Origin of the sequence: Streptomyces sp. NPDC012888, assembly GCF_042900645.1 — a bacterium.
Classification (GTDB): Bacteria; Actinomycetota; Actinomycetes; order Streptomycetales; family Streptomycetaceae; genus Streptomyces.
The window spans coordinates 179,469-195,500 of record NZ_JBIBBM010000008.1 but is presented as its reverse complement, the minus strand read 5'-3'; the positions used below and the strand labels follow the sequence as shown (position 1 = coordinate 195,500).

General features: G+C 74.5%; 15 protein-coding genes and 1 pseudogene. 4 read left to right on the top strand and 12 right to left on the bottom strand.

The genetic code is table 11. From position 1 onward, the window contains the following. Window positions 1–202 precede the first annotated feature (202 nt). On the bottom strand, window positions 203–1,120 hold the full coding sequence (locus ACFY61_RS16760; RefSeq protein ID WP_389472457.1) for a LysR family transcriptional regulator: 918 nt from the start codon (window positions 1,118–1,120) through the stop codon (window positions 203–205). A 70-nt stretch (window positions 1,121–1,190) separates the two neighbouring features. Here ACFY61_RS16760 and ACFY61_RS16755 point away from each other — a divergent pair, with 70 nt between their 5' ends. Next, window positions 1,191–2,432, top strand: a complete 1,242-nt coding sequence (locus ACFY61_RS16755; protein WP_389472454.1) for a TDT family transporter — start codon at window positions 1,191–1,193, stop codon at window positions 2,430–2,432. Between the two features lie 155 nt (window positions 2,433–2,587). On the opposite strand, the gene ACFY61_RS16750 is transcribed toward ACFY61_RS16755, so the two are convergent. Further along, on the bottom strand, window positions 2,588–3,319 hold the full coding sequence (locus ACFY61_RS16750; RefSeq protein WP_389472451.1) for a helical backbone metal receptor: 732 nt from the start codon (window positions 3,317–3,319) through the stop codon (window positions 2,588–2,590). 5 nt (window positions 3,320–3,324) lie between these two features. Then, a complete protein-coding gene (locus ACFY61_RS16745) occupies window positions 3,325–3,969 on the bottom strand; it encodes a helix-turn-helix domain-containing protein (RefSeq protein ID WP_389472449.1) in 645 nt (214 codons plus the stop codon). A 194-nt stretch (window positions 3,970–4,163) separates the two neighbouring features. On the opposite strand from ACFY61_RS16745, the gene ACFY61_RS16740 reads away from it, so the two are divergent. The 3 genes from ACFY61_RS16740 (at window position 4,164) to ACFY61_RS16730 (ending at window position 7,318) form a co-directional block, all read left to right on the top strand. Then, window positions 4,164–5,069: a 5'-3' exonuclease H3TH domain-containing protein gene (locus ACFY61_RS16740; protein ID WP_389472735.1), complete on the top strand. Its 906-nt coding sequence runs from the start codon at window positions 4,164–4,166 to the stop codon at window positions 5,067–5,069. Between the two features lie 55 nt (window positions 5,070–5,124). Then, window positions 5,125–5,964: a siderophore-interacting protein gene (locus tag ACFY61_RS16735; RefSeq protein WP_389472447.1), complete on the top strand. Its 840-nt coding sequence runs from the start codon at window positions 5,125–5,127 to the stop codon at window positions 5,962–5,964. Window positions 5,965–6,364: 400 nt separating this feature from the next. Further along, complete coding sequence (locus ACFY61_RS16730) at window positions 6,365–7,318, top strand: pseudouridine synthase (RefSeq protein WP_389472444.1); 954 nt, start codon at window positions 6,365–6,367, stop codon at window positions 7,316–7,318. Here ACFY61_RS16730 and ACFY61_RS16725 read toward each other — a convergent pair. The 9 genes and pseudogenes from ACFY61_RS16725 to ACFY61_RS16685 form a co-directional block, all read right to left on the bottom strand. Next, window positions 7,288–7,983: a helix-turn-helix domain-containing protein gene (locus ACFY61_RS16725; RefSeq protein WP_389472442.1), complete on the bottom strand. Its 696-nt coding sequence runs from the start codon at window positions 7,981–7,983 to the stop codon at window positions 7,288–7,290. The two genes, ACFY61_RS16730 and ACFY61_RS16725, sit on opposite strands and share 31 nt — an antisense overlap. 105 nt (window positions 7,984–8,088) lie before the next feature. Next, the gene (locus ACFY61_RS16720) at window positions 8,089–10,926 is read right to left on the bottom strand and encodes a DEAD/DEAH box helicase (protein ID WP_389472440.1); all 2,838 of its coding nucleotides are present in this window, start codon (window positions 10,924–10,926) and stop codon (window positions 8,089–8,091) included. A 46-nt stretch (window positions 10,927–10,972) separates the two neighbouring features. Then, a pseudogene (locus ACFY61_RS16715) lies at window positions 10,973–11,861 on the bottom strand (diacylglycerol kinase). A gap of 17 nt (window positions 11,862–11,878) precedes the next feature. Next, on the bottom strand, window positions 11,879–12,844 hold the full coding sequence (gene tatC / locus ACFY61_RS16710) for a twin-arginine translocase subunit TatC (RefSeq protein WP_389472438.1): 966 nt from the start codon (window positions 12,842–12,844) through the stop codon (window positions 11,879–11,881). Between the two features lie 49 nt (window positions 12,845–12,893). Then, window positions 12,894–13,181, bottom strand: coding sequence for a Sec-independent protein translocase subunit TatA (gene tatA, locus ACFY61_RS16705; protein ID WP_389472436.1), 288 nt, complete (start codon window positions 13,179–13,181; stop codon window positions 12,894–12,896). Window positions 13,182–13,329: 148 nt separating this feature from the next. Beyond that, window positions 13,330–13,533, bottom strand: coding sequence for a hypothetical protein (locus ACFY61_RS16700; protein WP_389472434.1), 204 nt, complete (start codon window positions 13,531–13,533; stop codon window positions 13,330–13,332). A gap of 26 nt (window positions 13,534–13,559) precedes the next feature. Beyond that, a complete protein-coding gene (locus ACFY61_RS16695; protein ID WP_389472431.1) occupies window positions 13,560–13,835 on the bottom strand; it encodes a hypothetical protein in 276 nt (91 codons plus the stop codon). A 245-nt stretch (window positions 13,836–14,080) separates the two neighbouring features. Next, on the bottom strand, window positions 14,081–15,049 hold the full coding sequence (locus ACFY61_RS16690) for a helix-turn-helix transcriptional regulator (RefSeq protein WP_389472429.1): 969 nt from the start codon (window positions 15,047–15,049) through the stop codon (window positions 14,081–14,083). Between the two features lie 17 nt (window positions 15,050–15,066). Then, a complete protein-coding gene (locus ACFY61_RS16685; protein WP_389472426.1) occupies window positions 15,067–16,023 on the bottom strand; it encodes a helix-turn-helix transcriptional regulator in 957 nt (318 codons plus the stop codon). Between the last annotated feature and the right edge of the window lie 9 nt (window positions 16,024–16,032).

Genomic DNA, 16,032 nt, shown 5'->3' with positions numbered 1-16,032 from the left:
CGGGCCTTTGGGGGCGGGGGCCGCCCCCCGTGGCCCGCCCCCCCCCACACCCCCCCACCCCCGCCCCCCCCCCCCCCCCCGCCCGGCCCCCCCCCCCCCCCGGCCCCCGCGCCGGCCCCAGACCCCCGCCCGGGACCGCCCCCGGCCCCCGCCCGGCCCCGGACCCCGCCCGGGACCGCCCCGCCGGAACGGCCCTCGGCCCCTACACCGCCCCCCGCGTCAGCCCCAGCAGGTCCCGCGCCGGCCCCGCCGGCCTCGTGCCGGCCGGCCATACCGCGCGCAGGGCCCGCCGCAGGTCCGCCCCGGCCAGCGGGACGGCCACCAGCCGCCGCCCCGCCAGTTCCTCGGCCAGCGCCAGCTCCGACAGCACGCACGGCCCCGCCCCGCTCACCGCCGCCGCCTTCACCGCCGTCGTCGACGCGAGTTCCAGCAGCGGCGCCGCCAGACCCCCCGCCTCCGCCAGCGCGGCGTCCAGCACCTGCCGCGTCCCCGAGCCGAACTCCCGCAGCACCAACGGCGTCCCCGCCAGCTCCGCCACCGGCACCGGCTTCGTACGCCGCGCCCAGGGGTGCGTCGACGCCACCGCCACCACGAGCCGGTCGTGCGCGATCACCGCCGAGGACAGCCCGTCCGGCACCGTGAGCCCCTCCACGAACCCCAGGTCCGCCTCGTGCGCCAGCACCCGCTCCGCCACCAGCGCCGAGTTCCCCGCCTGCAGCGACACCGCCGTGTCCGGCCGGTCCGCGCGCAGCGCGATCAGCCACCCCGGCAGCAGGTACTCCGCGATGGTCATGCTCGCGGCAACCCGCAGCCGCGAGTCCCGCTGGCCCCGCAACGCCTGCGCGCCCGCGTCGAACGCCTCGGCCGCCTCGACCACGCGCCGCGCCCAGTCCGTGACGAGCGCCCCCTCGGCGGTCAGGCGCGACCCCCGGGGCGAGCGGTCCACCAGGGTCACGCCGAGCCGGGTCTCCATCGCCCGGATCCGGCTGCTCGCGGCCGGCTGGGTGATGCCGAGCTCCTTCGCGGCCCCGCCCAGGCTGCCCACCCGGGCGACGGCGAGCAACAGCTCCAGTGCGCCCAGATCCGGTACGCGGTGGGACAGGGGTCGGCTTCCAGTCATAAGACCAGTTTATGGGCTGATAGACACATGACCTCTGCCGGACGTCCCGCCCCGGCGGGACGCTTGCCCCATGGCCACCATCGCGCAACCCCGCACCCCTGGCTCAACCGGCACAACCGGCGCACCTGACACAACCGGCACCACCGGCACCACCGGCACACCCACCACCCCCGCCACACCGCGCACACCCCGCGCGGCCGGCACCACCCCTCACGCCCCTCACACCCCTTACAGCCCCCGCACCACCCGCCTCCCCGCCCTCCGCCACCTGGGCCCCAACTGGTACGCCCCGGTGATGGGCACGGCGATCATCGCCAACGCGGGGGCCGGCCTGCCGTACCACCTCCCCGGCCTGCGGGCCGCCTGCCACCTGCTGTGGGCGCTGTCCGCGGTCGCGCTGGCCGTCGTCCTCGTGGCCCGCGCCGCACACTGGCGCCACCACCGCGACCAGGCCCGGACCCACCTCCTCGACCCGGCCGTGGCCCCCTTCTACGGCTGTCTGGCCATGGCCCTGCTGGCCGTCGGCGCCGGCACCCTCCTCGTCGGCAAGGACCTGATCGGGGAGCCCGCCGCGGTCGCCGTGGACGCCGTCCTGTTCACCGCCGGCACCGTGGTCGGCCTCGTGGCGGCCGTGGCCGTCCCCTACCTGATGGTGGTGCGGCACGAGGTGGAGCCCGCCCAGGCCACCCCGGTCTGGCTGCTTCCGCTGGTCTCGCCGATGGTCTCCGCCGCGGTCGGGCCCCTGCTGATACCCCACGTCCCCGCCGGCCAGCCCCGCGAGGCCCTGCTGCTCGCCTGCTACGCCATGTTCGGCCTGAGCCTGCTGGCGACCCTGCTCGTGCTGCCCCTGGTATTCGGCCGGCTGATCGTCGCCGGGCCCCTGCCCCTGGCCCTGACCCCGACCCTGTTCCTCGTCCTGGGCCCGCTCGGGCAGTCCACCACCGCCGTGAACCAGCTGGCCGACACGGCCCCGCAGGCCATCGGCGCCCCTTACGCCGGTGCGTTCGGCGCGTTCGCGGTGGTGTACGGCGTCCCCGTCATGGGTTTCGCCCTCCTGTGGCTGGCCCTGGCCGTGGCGATGCTGGTCCGGGCGGCCCGGCGCGGCATGGGCTTCGCGATGACCTGGTGGGCACTGACCTTCCCCGTGGGCACCTGCGTCACCGGCGCCTCCGGCCTGGCCCGGCACACCGGCCTGTCCGCGTTCTCGTGGCTGGCCGCCGCGCTGTTCGCCGCGCTGGTCGTCGCCTGGCTGACCGCCGCCACCCACACCCTCCGCGGCCTGGCCGCCGGCCGCCTCCTGCCGCGCACCTGAGCCGGGCCGCACGGCACACCCACCATCCGGCAGCCGCACCCCACCCGCACCCCACCCGCCTCGCACTCGCAGCCGCATCCGGCACCGGCACCGGCACCGGCACCGGCACCAGGCACGCGGCACGCGGCACGCGGCACGCGGCACGCCACACACTCTCACCCGGCAGCGACCACCGCACCCCCGCCCAACGCCTCCCCCAGCACCCCCGGCGCCTCCGCCAGCGAGGGCCCGTACCAGGTCAGGTGCCGCCCGCTGACCAGCGCCGCGGGCAGGCCCGGGAACGCCTCGGGCCCGTCGTCGGCGGTGAAGCGGTACGGCTCGTCGGGCAGGACGACGAGGTCGCAGCCGGACCGGGCGAGCTCGGCCGCCGGGACCCGCGGGTACCGCTCCGGGTGCCCGGCGTACGCGTTGCGCACGCCCAGCCGGGCCAGCAGGTCCCCCGCGAAGGTGTCCCGGCCGAGCACCATCCAGGGCCGCCGCCACACCGGTACGAACGCCAGCCGCTCCTCCCCCACCGGCCGCACCCCGGCCCACGCCTCCTCCGCCCGGTCCAGCCATGGCGGCCGGGGCAGCCCCAGGGCGCCGACGAGCAGGCGGTCGAGTTCACGGAACGCGCCGGGCAGGTCGCGCACCTCGGTGACCAGGACCCGGAGCCCGGCCGCGCGCAGCGCCGCGAGGTCGGGGAGGCGGTTCTCCTCCTCGTTCGCGACGACCAGGTCGGGCCGGAGCCTGACGACCGCGGCGACGTCGGGGTTCTTGGTGCCGCCGATCCGTACCGCGTCCAGCCCGGCCGGGTGGCTGCACCAGTCGGTCGCTCCGACCACCATCCCGGGGGCGCTCTCGGCCACCGCCTCGGTCAGCGAGGGCACCAGCGAGACGACCCGCACGGCGCTCAGTGCTCCGGGGAGGGCGGCTCGGCGGTGGCGTGGATGTGGTCCCCGACCGCGACGACCAGGATCCGGGTGTCCTCGCCGGCGGCCCGCCACCGGTGCCGGACCCCGCCGGACAGGAACAGCGCGTCGCCGCTCTCCAGCCGGTAGGCCCGGCCCTCGGCCTCGACCTGGCAGGCGCCCGCCACCACGTACATCAGCTCGTCGTTGCGGTGCTGGTACTCGCGGCCGGCGTCCCGGTCGCCGGTGAACTCCAGGGCGTGCAGCTGGTGGTGGCCGCGGACCAGCGGCCGCACGCCGGCGGCCGGCTCCAGGCCGCTCGCGTCGGCAGCCCGTACGAGGTCCACCGTCCGCGCGGTGTCGGAGGCCGCCAGCAGTTCGACGGCGGTGGTCTCCAGCGCGTCCGCGACCCGTTCGAGGGAGCGCATGCTGGGCCGCGCCCGTTCGTTCTCTATCTGGCTGAGGAACGGCACGGAGAGTCCGCTGCGCGCCGACACGGCGGCGAGGGTCAGTTTCAGAGCACGGCGGCGCTTGCGCACGGCCACGCCCACCCGGAGCGTTTCCTTCGGGTCCTTCTCCTTGCGGTCCCGGTCGAACTCGAACCGGAAGTCCTGTTCGTCCTTCTCTTCGTGCGTGTCGTCGTGCATGGCGGGGCTGCCCTCCCCTGTTTCTCGCACATGGGTGTGCTCTAAGCACCTTACGCAGCAACCCGCCGGGGATTCGCCCGCACGACCCGACTCGAGCGATTCTCCGGTCACGGTCCGTGGCGGAACCGGCCGCCGGGGTGTCCGTCCCGTACGGCATCATCGGCCCCATGAACGCCACTGCCCAGCGCCGGCTGATGCTCCTCGACACCGCTTCCCTGTACTACCGCGCCTATTTCGGGGTGCCGGATTCCGTGAAGGCCCCGGACGGCACCCCGGTGAACGCCGTGCGCGGGCTGCTGGACATGATCGGCCGGCTGGTGCAGGACCACCGGCCGGACGACCTGGTGGCCTGCATGGACGCGGACTGGCGGCCGCACTGGCGGGTGGAGCTGATCCCCTCGTACAAGGCGCACCGGGTGGCCGAGGAGGTTCCGGCGGGTCCGGACGTGGAGGAGACCCCGGACACGCTGGCCCCGCAGGTGCCGATCATCGAGGCGGCGCTGGACGCGTTCGGGATCGCCCGGGTCGGCGCGGCCGGTTACGAGGCGGACGACGTGATCGGCACGCTGGCCACGCGGGCCGTGGGGCCGGTGGACATCGTGACCGGCGACCGGGACCTGTACCAGCTCGTCGACGACGCCCGCGGGCGGCGGGTGCTCTACCCGGTGAAGGGCGTGGGCACGCTGCAGGTGACGGACGAGGCGGTGCTGCGCGAGAAGTACGGCGTGGACGGGCCGGGGTACGCGGACCTGGCGCTGCTTCGCGGGGACCCGAGCGACGGGCTGCCGGGGGTGCCGGGCATCGGCGAGAAGACGGCCGCGAAGCTGCTGGACGCGTACGGGGACCTGGCCGGGATCCTGGCGGCGGTGGAAGACCCGAAGTCCGGGCTGACCCCCACGCAGCGCAGGCGGCTGGACGAGGCGCGGCCGTACCTGGCGGTGGCGCCGAAGGTGGTGCGGGTGGCCACGGACGTGCCGCTGCCGGAGTTCGACGCCGCGCTGCCGAAGGCGCCCGCGCAGCCCGGGATGGTGGACGCGTTGGCCCACCGGTGGGGTCTTGGGGGAGCAGTTTCCCGTCTGAGCGCGTGTTTGCGCCGATGAGGTGCTAACTTAACTTAGGCAATCCTAAGTATCAGGGGAGTCAGGGGAGACAGCCGTGGCACAGGGACCCGGCCGCACAGTCGGCACCGCAGTCGTCGTACGCACCGAGCGTCTGACCCCGCACATGGTGCGGCTGGTCCTGGGCGGCGACGGCCTGGCCGGCTTCGGTGCGGGCGAGTTCACGGACCACTACGTGAAGCTGCTCTTCGCCCCCGAGGACGTGACGTACGCGGAGCCCTGGGACCTCGACGTCATCCGCGCCACCCACCCCCGCGAGCACTGGCCGCGGCAGCGCGCCTACACGGTGCGGGCGTGGGACGCGGCGGCGCTGGAGCTGACCATCGACTTCGTCCTGCACGGCGACGAGGGCCTGGCCGGGCCGTGGGCGGCCCGGGTCCAGCCGGGCGAGACGGTCCACTTCGTCGGCCCGGGCGGCGCGTACGCGCCGGCGCCGGCGGCCGGCTGGCACCTCCTGGCCGGCGACGAGAGCGCGCTGCCGGCCATCGCGGCCTCGCTGGAGCGGGTGCCGCGCGGCGCGCGGGTGGTCGCCTTCATCGAGGTGGAGGGCCCCGAGGACGAGCAGCCGGTCACCACCCCGGACGGCGTGGCCCCGGTGTGGCTGCACCGCCGCGGACGCCCGGTGGGCGAGGCGCTGCTGGAGGCGGTGACCTCGCTGGACTTCCCGTCCACCGACGTCCACGCGTTCGTGCACGGCGAGGCGGGCGTGGTCAAGGAGCTCCGCCGGCACCTGCGCCGGGACCGCGGCATCCCCCGCGAGCGGCTGTCGATCTCGGGGTACTGGCGGCTGGGCGAGACGGACGAGGGGTGGCGGGCGATCAAGCGGGACTGGAACGCACGCGTCGAAGCCGAACAGGAATCCCTGGCCCACGCCTGACCCCCGCAGCTCGGCCCCCGCCCGCGGGGCCGACCCCGACCGGAGCCCCCGGGCCGCGCGGCGGAGCCGGGCCGCACCCTCCAGCCCGAGCGGCGATTGAGCGGGCCCCGGCGCAGCCAAAGCCGCGCAGCCAACGCTCCGCCCGAGCACACGGGGCTCCGCCCCATACCCCCGCGCCTCAAACGCCGGCGAGGCTGGAATACCCACCCAGCACCGGCCCGCAGGCCCCGCACCCCCGCCGGGCCATCCCAGCCCGAGCGGCGCTTGAGCGGGCCCAGCCGGGCCCCCGGGCAACGTGGCGGAGCCGAGCCGCACCATCCGACCCCCGCGGATGCGGGCCTCGGCCGGGGCAGGGGAGGGGTGGTCGGGGCCGGGGAGGGCGGAGCATAGGCTGGGGGCGGTGAGACGCCGCAGCCCCGTACCCCCCTCCCCCCTCCCCCAGCGCGCCGGCATCGACCCCGTCCGGCTCCGCATGCCCACCGAGGCCGGCCACCGGACCGTCGGCGAGTTCCTCGCCGCCCACTACGCGGGCGGGGCCGGCGCCCCCGCCATCGCGGAGCTGCTCCGCACCGGCCAGGTGTTCGGCGCCGACGGCCGGGCCCGGCACGCCGAGGACCCGTACCAGCCGGGCGGGTTCCTCTGGTTCCACCGGGAGCTGCCGCCCGAGCCGCCCGTGCCGTTCCCGCTCCGCGTGGTGCACCGGGACCCGCACCTCCTGGTGGTGGACAAGCCGCACTTCCTGGCCACCACCCCGCGCGGCACCCACGTCACCCAGACCGCGCTGGCCCGGCTGCGCGACGAGCTCGGCCTGCCCGAGCTGTCGCCCGCGCACCGCCTGGACCGGCTCACGGCCGGGCTGGTGATGTTCAGCGTGCGCCCCGCCGACCGGGGCGCCTACCAGCGGCTGTTCCAGCAGAAGCAGGTCCGCAAGGAGTACGAGGCCGTGGCCCCGTACGACCCGGCCCTGGCCCTGCCCCGCACCGTGCGCAGCCGGATCGAGAAGACCCGCGGGGTCATCGCGGCCGTCGAGGTGCCGGGCGAGCCCAACGCCGAGAGCCTCGTCGAGCTCGTCGGGCGGCGCGGCGGCCTCGGCCGCTACCGGCTGACCCCGTACACCGGCCGCACCCACCAGCTGCGGGTGCACATGAACGCCCTGGGCATCCCGATCCTGGGCGATCCGGTGTACCCGGAGGTCACCGACCCGGCCCCCGACGACTACCGGCGGCCCCTCCAACTCCTGGCGCGCGTACTGGAGTTCACCGATCCGGTGACCGGGCTGGCCCACCGCTTCACCAGCGGGCTCCGGCTGGCCGCCTGGACGGACTACGACGCGTGGCGGGCGGACGGCGGCTGAGCCGACGCCCCCGCCAGGGGCGGCCGGGGCCGCGGGAGCCCCGCGATGCGCAGCGCCGCGTCCGCCGTGGCCTCGGCGAACTCGGCCACCGAGCGGCCCGGATCGGACCGGTGGATCAGGATGACGCCCTCGATCAGGCCGAACACCAGGTCGTTGCGGAGCCCCAGCGCCCCCGCGTCCCAGGCCTCGCCCGCGTCCGCCGCCGCCTCGCCCAGCAACTGCCGGTAGATACCCTTGAGTTCGGTCCGCATGGAGCGGAACTGCGCGAACCGGTCCCCCGACACCTCGGGCAGCAGGTACAGCGCGCCCAGGTTGTGCGGCCCCCCGCACAACTGCTGCACGTCGGACCGGCACAGCTCCCACAGCCGCGCGGCGGCGCCCCGGCCGGGGTCGGCGAGCAGCCGGCCGGCCGCCAGCAGCGAGGGGGCGACCGTGGACTGGAGGAGTTCGGCGAGGAGTTGCTCCTTGCCGCCGAAGTAGTGGTACATCGAGGCCTGACGCATTCCGGCCCGCTGCGCGACCTCCCGCGTGGTGGTCGCCGCGTACCCGCGGAGGGTGAACAGCTCGGCCGCCGCGTCGAGGAGTTCCTCGCGCGGCGTCCGGCCGCTCACCGGTCTTCGCTGGTCGGCGCGCGGACGCCCGACCCGTCTCACCACGTCGTTCATGGCCAGATCGTCGCACAGGGCCGTGACGGGGCGGTCACGGCCGATCACGGCGACGGCGAGATCGGGCCATCCTCCGGTCCGGTACGGAGGACGGCCCGGGGGCCGTCAGCCGACCGAGCTGTAGGCCACCACGCCCCGGAGCAGCGCGTCCACGGCCTTGCGCGCGTTGCGGGCGACGGTGCTGCCGCCCTCACCGCCCGCCGGCGCCGCCGCCGCGATCTGCCCGAGCACGTCGATGACCTGCTTGCACCAGCGGACGAAGTCGCCGGCCGGCATCTCCGCCTCGCGCAGCACCTCGTCCAGGCTCTTGTCGGAGGCCCACTGGTACGCCGCCCACGCGAAGCCCAGGTCCGGCTCGCGCTGGCCCACGCCTTCGGTGCCGTTGATCCGGTACTCCTCCTCCAGGGCGTCCAGCCGGCCCCAGATGCGCACCATCTCGCCCAGCGCCGCCTTGGCCGCGCCGCCCGGCACCTTCGGCGCCACCGCGTCGTCGGCCTGCCGCGCCTCGAAGACGAGGGCGGAGACGCAGGCGGCCAGCTCCGCCGGGTCGAGCCCCTCCCAGACGCCGGCCCGCAGGCACTCCGAGGCCAGCAGGTCCAGCTCTCCGTAGAGCCGGGCCAGCCGCCGGCCGTGCTCGGTGACCTCGTCCTCGCGGAGGTAGTCCAGCTCGGTCAGCAGCGCGTGGATCCGGTCGAAGGTGCGGGCGATGGTGTTCGTCCGCCCCTCTATGCGCCGCTCCAGCTGCTTGGTGTCGCGCCGCAGCCGGTGGTACCGCTCCGCCCAGCGGGCGTGGTCCTCCCGCTCGTCGCACCCGTGGCAGGGGTGGGCCCGCAGCGCCGCGCGCAGCCGCGCGATCTCCCGGTCGTCGGCCGCCTCGGACCGGCCCCGGCGGTGCCGGTCCGGCACGATGTGCCCGGCCTTGGCGCGCAGCGCGGACGCCAGGTCCCGGCGGGACTGCGGCGAGCGCGGGTTGAACGACTTCGGGATCCGCATCCGCTCGATCGGCTCGACCGGGACCGGGAAGTCGATCGCCGCCAGCCGCTTGACCTGCCGTTCCGCCGTGAGCACCAGCGGGCGGGGACCGTCCTGGTACTCGTAGCCCCGGTGGCCGTTCGTACGGCCGGCCGGCATGCCGGGGTCCAGGACCAGCGCCAGCCCGGCGAACTTGCCCGTCGGCACGTGGATGACGTCGCCCGGCTTCAGCCGCTCCAGCGCGACCGCGGCCTGCGCCCGGCGCTGCGCCGCCCCGTGCTTGGCCAGCTCGGTCTCGCGGTCCTTGAGGTCGCGGCGCAGCTGCGCGTACTCCTCGAAGTCCCCGAGGTGGCAGGTCATGCCCTCGAGGTAGCCGGTGAGGCCCTCTTCGTTGCGCTGCACCTGGCGGGCGATGCCGACCACCGACCGGTCCGCCTGGAACTGGGCGAACGAGGTCTCCAGCAGCTCCCGCGAACGGTGCCGCCCGAACTGCTGCACGAGGTTCACGGCCATGTTGTACGAGGGCCGGAAGCTGGAGCGCAGCGGGTACGTACGGGTGCCCGCGAGGCCGGCCACGGCGGCCGGGTCCATGCCCCGCTGCCAGAGCACCACCGCGTGGCCCTCGACGTCGATGCCGCGGCGCCCGGCTCGGCCGGTCAGCTGGGTGTACTCGCCGGGGGTGATGTCGGCGTGCTGCTCGCCGTTCCACTTGACGAGCTTCTCCAGGATCACCGTGCGCGCCGGCATGTTGATCCCGAGGGCCAGCGTCTCGGTGGCGAACACGGCCTTGACCAGGCCGCGCACGAACAGCTCCTCCACGACCTCCTTGAAGGTCGGCAGCATGCCGGCGTGGTGGGCGGCGATGCCCCGTTCCAGGCCTTCGAGCCACTCGTAGTAGCCGAGGACGTGCAGGTCTTCGGCGGGGATGGACGCCGTCCGCTCCTCGACGATCTCGCGGACCCTGGCGCGGGCGGTGTCGTCGTTCAGCCGCAGGCCCGCGTACAGGCACTGCTGGACGGCGGCCTCGCAGCCGGCCCGGCTGAAGATGAAGGTGATGGCGGGCAGCAGGCCCTCGCTGTCGAGGCGCTCGATGACCTCGGGCCGGCCGGGGGTCCAGATCCGGTTGCGGGAGCGCCGTTCGCGCTCGCGGTCGGCCTCGCGGACCATCTTGCCGCGCCGCCGGTCGCGCGGGTTGTACGTACGGCTGTTCTCCATGCGCGCCATGCGCAGCAGGTCGGGGTTGACCTCGCGGCGGGCGGAGCCGCGGCCCCCGTGGTCGGTCTCCTCTTCGAAGAGGTCGTAGATCCGGCGGCCGGCCATCACGTGCTGCCACAGCGGGACCGGGCGCTCCTCGGAGACGATCACCTCGGTGTCGCCGCGGACGGTGTCGAGCCAGTCGCCGAACTCCTCCGCGTTGGACACGGTGGCCGACAGGGACACCAGGGTCACCGACTCGGGCAGGTGGATGATCACCTCTTCCCAGACGGCGCCGCGGAAGCGGTCGGAGAGGTAGTGCACCTCGTCCATGACCACGTAGCCCAGGCCGAGGAGGGACTGGGAGCCCGCGTACAGCATGTTCCGGAGCACCTCGGTGGTCATGACCACGATCGGCGCTTCGGAGTTGACGCTGTTGTCACCGGTGAGCAGGCCGACCTTCTCGGCGCCGTAGCGGCGCACCAGGTCGGCGTACTTCTGGTTGGAGAGGGCCTTGATCGGCGTGGTGTAGAAGCACTTGCGCCCCTGTGCGAGGGCCAGGTGCACGGCGAATTCGCCGACGACGGTCTTTCCCGAACCGGTGGGGGCGGCGACGAGCACGCCCTTGCCGGCCTCCAGGGCCTTGCAGGCCTCGATCTGGAAGGGATCCAGTCCGAATTCGTACATCTCGCGGAAGGCGGCCAGGGCAGTGGCCTGCTCCGCGGCGCGGATCCGGGCAGCGGCGTACCGCTCGGCGGGTGAGAGCTCTTCGGTCATCTTGTGACCGAGCCTACCCGTCCCCTCTGACAACAAGCGCGATCATTTACATGATGAGCTGCACCGCTCCGGGCACGCACTCGGCGGCCACCGGCAGCGGCCCCATCGGCTCGCCGTCGGCGTAGGCGGTGATCCCGGGGGCGTCCAGGGTGATCCGGGCGGCCCGGTGCACGGTCACCGCCGGGTGGGAGAGGTGCGTACCCCGGTAGACCTGCGGGAACACCTTCAGCAGGGTGGCCCGGGAGCAGTCGCCGACCACCGTGACGTCGAAGAGCCCGTCGTCGGGGGCGGCGCCGGCGCAGATCCGCATCCCCCCGCCGTAGGAGGAGCCGTTGCCGACCGCCACCAGCGTCGCCTCGGTCTCGAGGACCGGCCCGTCGTCCAGGGTGATCCGGTACGGGAAGGGGCGGAAAGCGGCCAGCTCGGCGATCATCGCCAGGTCGTACTTGAACCGGCCCGCCGGCCACCTCATCCGGTTGGCCCCGGTCGTTGACCCGCGAGTCGAAACCGGAGCACAGCACGGTGCCGTACCAGCGGTCGCCCACCCGGCCCAGGTCGACGGACCTGACCCGGCCCTCCTTGAGGCCGCGGGCGGCCAGCCGCCCGGCGGCGGCCGGGTCCCGTACGGGCAGTCCCATGGACCGTGCGAAGTCGTTCCCGGTGCCCGCGGCGACCACGCCCAGCGGCGTCGGCGTGCCGGCCAGCACCTGGAGCGCGAGGTGGACCAGGCCGTCCCCGCCGACGGCGATCACGGCGCCGGTGCCCCCGCGTACGGCCGCCTCGAGCCGGGTCAGGGCGTCGCCGGCGTCGGTGCCGACGACGGTGCGCACGGAGTGGCCCGCGGCCCGGAGCGCGGAAGCGGCCGGTTGCGCGGCGTGCGCGCCCCGGCCGCGTCCGGCGGTGGGATTGACGAAGAGGGTGATCTCGGCGGTCACCTTGGGGAATGTACCTGTCAGGTGGCGTCGTCGTAACCGCTGGCCTGCCGGCGGCCGCCGTCGGCCTGCTCCGGCAGCGGGGCCGGTCCCGCGACCGGCTCGATCGCCCCCAGGGCGGACGGGGTCAGGTCCAGCTGCGCGGCCTCGTCGTCGTCGAGTCCGGCGTCGGGGTCGTTGCGCCTGCGCCGCCGGTCGTTGAGGAGGCACAGGCCCACGGCGATGAAGTAGAGGGCGACGATGGGCGCGGCCAGCGCCAGCATCGTCGGCGGGTCGCCGGTGGGCGTGGCGAACGCCGAGAACACGGTGATGCCGATGACGAATCCGCGCCACCAGCCCGCCATCCGCCGGCCGGTGAGCACGCCGGTGAAGTTCAGCAGGACCAGCAGCAGCGGCAGCTCGAAGGCCAGGCCGAACACGATCACCATGCGGGTGACCAGGTCGAGGTAGTCGTCGACCGGCAGCAGGTTGCGCGCGTGCTCCGGGGTGAACTCCAGGAGGATCTGGGCGGTCTGCGGGAGGATGTTGTAAGCGAGGACGGCGCCGCCCAGGAAGAGGGGCGCGCCGATCGCGACGAAGCTCCGCGCGTACTTCTTCTCGTGGTTGTGCAGGCCGGGGGCGGCGAACGCCCACAGCTGGTACAGCCAGACCGGCGCGGACAGGACCACGCCCGCCATCAGGGAGACCTTGAGTGCGATGGAGAACGCCGAGATCAGACCGTTGACGGTCATGTCGGCGCAGGGACGGCCGTTGCGCTGGGTCACCACCCCGTTGGTGCAGCCGACGGAGTCCAGCATCGGCTTCAACAGGAAGTTGATGATGTCCTTGTAGAAGAAGGCCGCGACGATCGTGATCACCAGGATCGCCAGGACCGACTTCAGCAGGCGGTTTCGCAGCTCACGCAGGTGCTCGACAAGCGGCATCCGCCCTTCGGCGTCCTTCTCCTGCTTGCCTTGCTTTCCCTGCTTGCGGGCAGACTTGAGCAACCCACGTCCCTTGTCTCGTTGCAGATGACTGGTACGACGACGGGCCGTGTCAGCCCTGGGCGGTGCGGTTGGGCTCGGTCACCGGGCGGGAGCTGGTGACGTCGCCGGGCGCGGCCTGGATCGTCTTCGGGGCGGCGGCCGTCTGGTCGGCGGCGGGCCCGGCGGTGGCGGCGTCCTCGGCCTCGCCGTCCTTCTTCATCGCCTTGGCCTCGCTCTTGAGGATGCGGGCCGACTTGCCCAGCGAGCGGGCCATCTCCGGGAGCTTCTTGGCACCGAACAGCAGCAGGATGACCGCGATGATCAGAATGATCTCGAGAGGCTTCAGATTGCCGATCATGTGTGACTTCCTTCTCACCGAAGCGGCTGGGGTGGCGATTGCTGCCCGGCCGGGCGCGGGCCCAGGGGGCGTTACTGGCAAGGATCGTAACCCGCAGGGGTAAACGCGCGGCAATCCCCCGGCGTCCCTGCGCTTGCGCGGGTATAGCTCAGCTCTGCCGCAGCGTGCGGCCCGTGCGGGCCAGGTCCTCGGCGGCGTGCTCCAGGTCCCCGGTGGCGTCGGCGATCCGGCGGCTGGACTCGGCGACCTGCCCCGCCAGCCGTCTGACCTCGACGTACACGCGTACGGCCGGGACGGCGAGGACGGTCAGCCCGAGGAAACCCAGGGCGATGGTCAGCATGGGCCACAGCATGGGGTGAGCCTAGGGCACCACCCGGGTCAGACGCTGCGCAGGGTCCGCACGCCGCCGCCGGTGAGGAGTTCCACGATCCGTTCGCCGGCCGGTTTGCGGACCGCGGCCCCGCACTCGGGGCAGGTGAAGGAGTAGAAGGTGCTGCGGCGGCTGCCGCCGATCGCCAGCCGGAGCGCGCCCGCGGGGAGTTCGAACCGCGCGCGGCAGTCCGGGCAGGCGGCCTTGAAGGTGACCGCGCCCGCCGTTGCGGCCGTGGCCGCGCCACCGCCCGGCGCCCCCGACCAACCGGAAGTCCCTGACATCCTCGTCGCCCCCTCGGTCCCGACCGGTCCTTGCCCGATCCCTACCCCGCCGCGGCCCGGCGTCCGCCCCGCGCCCGGCGCGCGAGCGGGCGCGGGGCGCGGTTTCCCGCGTACGGCCGGCGCGGGCGCGCCCCTCGGCGCGCCCGCCCGCCACCCGTACGACCCGCCCGACCGCCCGGCTGCCTGCCGTACGGCCCGCCCGGTGCCCGCCCGAACGGCCCGCCCGTACGGCCCGCCCGGCGGCCCTACGCCGACTCGCCGTACCCGGCCAGTGCTTCCCGGGCCGCCTGCCGGGCGCTCTCCGCGAGCCCCTCCGGGCGTGCGATGCGGCCGTCCCGGCCCAGCCGCAGCGCCAGCCGCCGCAGGCTGGCCGGATCCGGGGTGCGCAGCGTGATCCGCAGTCCGCCGTCGGGCAGCTCCTCGGCGCTGTCGTGCGGGTAGTACTCCGCCACCCAGCGCCCGCCCGGGCCGACCTCCACGACGACCTCCGGGTCCTCCGCGGCGGGCTGCACCAGCCCCACCGACAGGTCCCGCGGCTCGATCGCCGGCGGCTCCGACCGCTCGTCCAGCAGGCGGATCTCGGCCACCCGGTCCAGCCGGAAGGTGCGGCGCGCCTCCGACAGGTGGCACCACCCCTCCAGGTAGGTGTGGCCGACGGCGAACAGCCGGATCGGGTCCACCGTCCGCTCGGTCAGCTCGTCCCGGGCCGGCGAGTAGTAGCGCAGCCACAGTCGGCGGCCCTCGGTGATGGCCCGGTCGACGTCGGCGAAGACCCCGCCCTCGGACTCGAAGGTCACCGACAGCCGGGCGCTGGCGCCCGCGGCCTCCCCGGCGGCGGCCTCCAGCTTCGCGGTCGCCCGCAGCAGTGCGTCCCGGTCGCTCTCCCGCAGGCCGGGCAGGGTGGCCACCGCCCGCGCGGCGACCAACAGCGCCGTCGCCTCGTCAGCGGCCAGCCGCAGCGGCTCGGCGGTCGATTCGCCGGACGCGTCGGGATTGCGCCACCAGATGCGCTCGCCGTCGGTGTCGATGTCGAGCAGGTCCCCGCCCCGGAAGCTGGTCCCGCACATGGGCAGCACGTCCAGGTCCGAGATCAGCTCGTCCTGCGTGATGCCGAAGGCCCGGGCCACATCCGCGATGTGCGCTCCCGGCCGCTCCCTCAGATACGTCACCAGCGACAGCATCCGACGGGTCTGGTCAATGGCGTTGGCAGCCATGCCGTTCTGAATCCCCCTCAGCCCTTGGCGACGGCGCGCAGCCGGTCCACCACGTCGGCCCGCAGGTCCGCGGGCTCCACCACCACCACGTCCGGCCCGAACTCCACCAGCCAGGCGTCGAGTCCGTGCCCGTACGGGATCTCCAGTTCGTCCCAGCCGCCGGTGCCCTCGCGCACCGCCGTGGCCCGGGCGCGCAGCGGGTAGCCGGCCCCGGACCGCAGCCGGATCAGCGCCGTCCGGTCGGTGATGTCCCCCGCCCATTCGGCGACCGTCTCGCGGACCGTCACCACGTCCGGCACCTCTGCCGTGTACACGCCGGCCCGCGACTTCACCTTGCCGGTGATCCGGGACAGCCGGAACACCCGCTCCGCGCCCCGGCCCCGGTCGTACCCGGCCAGGTACCAGTGGCCGCGCCAGCACTCCAGCGCCCACGGCTCCACCTGCCGGGCCTCCGGCCGGGCCGCGTTGGACTTGCGGTAGTCGAAGGTCACCGGCCGCCGGTCCCGGCAGGCCAGCATCAGCGGTTCGAACGCGGCCTCGTGGACCGGGATCCGCGGCTCGATGGCGCTGTGCCTGGCCTCGTACGGGTCCTCGGCCTCCGGCATCCCGCCGGCCCGCAGCTTCTGCAGGGCGCCGCTCGCCGCCCCCGCCAGGCGGGCCTGCTGCCACACCTTGGCGGCCAGGCCCAGAGCGGCGGCCTCCTCCGCGTCCAGGGAGACCGGCGGAAGCGTGTTGCTGTCCCGGCGGGCCAGGTAGCCGGGCTCGCCCTCCAGGTTCTCCACGGTCTCGATGACCAGGCCGAGCTCCCGCAGGTCGTCCTTGTCCCGCTCGAACATGCGGTTGAAGGACTCGTCGTTGCCGGCCTCCATGTACGCCTCGATGGACCCGCGCAGCTCACGCTTGCTCAGCGGCCGACGCGTGCCCAGCAGACACAGTGCCAGGTTCATCAACCGCTCCGCCTTGGCAATCGCCATCGACGCCCG

Bases quoted from the DNA above. Each gene is read 5' to 3' on its own strand.
- ACFY61_RS16725 (WP_389472442.1), bottom strand. From the start codon at position 7,983: ATGAACGACGTGGTGAGACGGGTCGGGCGTCCGCGCGCCGACCAGCGA.
- ACFY61_RS16695 (WP_389472431.1), bottom strand. From the start codon at position 13,835: ATGTCAGGGACTTCCGGTTGGTCGGGGGCGCCGGGCGGTGGCGCGGCC.
- ACFY61_RS16740 (WP_389472735.1), top strand. From the start codon at position 4,164: ATGCTCCTCGACACCGCTTCCCTGTACTACCGCGCCTATTTCGGGGTG.
- ACFY61_RS16690 (WP_389472429.1), bottom strand. From the start codon at position 15,049: ATGGCTGCCAACGCCATTGACCAGACCCGTCGGATGCTGTCGCTGGTG.
- ACFY61_RS16745 (WP_389472449.1), bottom strand. From the start codon at position 3,969: ATGCACGACGACACGCACGAAGAGAAGGACGAACAGGACTTCCGGTTC.
- ACFY61_RS16720 (WP_389472440.1), bottom strand. From the start codon at position 10,926: ATGACCGAAGAGCTCTCACCCGCCGAGCGGTACGCCGCTGCCCGGATC.
- ACFY61_RS16760 (WP_389472457.1), bottom strand. From the start codon at position 1,120: ATGACTGGAAGCCGACCCCTGTCCCACCGCGTACCGGATCTGGGCGCA.
- ACFY61_RS16755 (WP_389472454.1), top strand. From the start codon at position 1,191: ATGGCCACCATCGCGCAACCCCGCACCCCTGGCTCAACCGGCACAACC.
- ACFY61_RS16700 (WP_389472434.1), bottom strand. From the start codon at position 13,533: ATGCTGTGGCCCATGCTGACCATCGCCCTGGGTTTCCTCGGGCTGACC.
- ACFY61_RS16685 (WP_389472426.1), bottom strand. From the start codon at position 16,023: ATGGCGATTGCCAAGGCGGAGCGGTTGATGAACCTGGCACTGTGTCTG.
- tatA (WP_389472436.1), bottom strand. From the start codon at position 13,181: ATGATCGGCAATCTGAAGCCTCTCGAGATCATTCTGATCATCGCGGTC.